Consider the following 964-nt stretch of genomic DNA (forward strand, 5'->3'; position numbering starts at 1 on the left):
CCGCAAGGCGCTGAACGACGGCAAGAGCGCGCCTTGCGTGCCTGTTGCCGCCACCGATCCGCTCTACATCCTCTACACTTCGGGCACCACGGGCATTCCGAAGGGTGTCGTGCGCGACAATGGCGGGCATCTGGTCGCGGTGAAATGGTCGATGTTCAACCTCTACGGCGTCAAGCCGGGCGAGGTGTGGTGGTGCGGCTCCGACATCGGCTGGGTGGTCGGGCACAGCTACATCGTCTACGGGCCACTGCTGCAGGGCGCGACCACGATCATGTATGAGGGCAAGCCGGTCGGCACGCCCGACGCCGGCGCGTTCTGGCGCGTGATCTCCGAGCACAAGGCGGTGGCATTCTTCACCGCGCCGACCGCGTTCCGCGCCATCCGGAAGGACGATCCCGAAGGAAAGTTCATCCGGCAATATGATCTGTCCAAGTTCCGCACGCTGTTCCTGGCCGGGGAGCGCGCCGATCCGCCGACGGTGGAGTGGGCCGAGCAGCAGCTGAAGGTGCCGGTGATCGACCATTGGTGGCAGACCGAGACCGGTTGGTGCATCGCCGGCAATCCGGTCGGGCTCGGCATGCTGCCGGTGAAGCACGGCTCGCCGACGGTGCCGATGCCGGGCTATCAGGTCGATGTCGTCGACGAAGCGGCAAAGCCGGTCGGCCCCAACACCATGGGCTCGATCGTCATCAAGCTGCCGATGCCGCCGGGCTGTCTGCCGACGCTGTGGAATCAGGACGAGCGCTTCAAGGAAGCGTACCTGAGCGAATTCCCCGGCTATTACAAAACCTCCGACGCCGGCTACAAGGACGATGACGGCTACGTCTTCGTCATGGGCCGTACCGACGACATCATCAACGTCGCCGGGCATCGGCTCTCCACCGGCGGCATGGAGGAGATCCTGGCCTCGCATCCCGACGTCGCCGAATGCGCCGTGCTCGGCGTCAAGGACGCGATCAAGGGC

1 protein-coding gene is annotated in these 964 nt (G+C 65.4%); it reads left to right on the forward strand.

Going from position 1 to position 964, the window contains the following annotated elements; translation table 11 throughout:
• Positions 1–964 (forward strand): AMP-binding protein (locus JHD07_RS25855; protein WP_291627199.1); only part of this gene is annotated, 964 nt, incomplete at both ends.

It is taken from the genome of Bradyrhizobium sp., from assembly GCF_016462955.1.
In the GTDB taxonomy this organism is placed as follows: domain Bacteria; phylum Pseudomonadota; class Alphaproteobacteria; order Rhizobiales; family Xanthobacteraceae; genus Bradyrhizobium.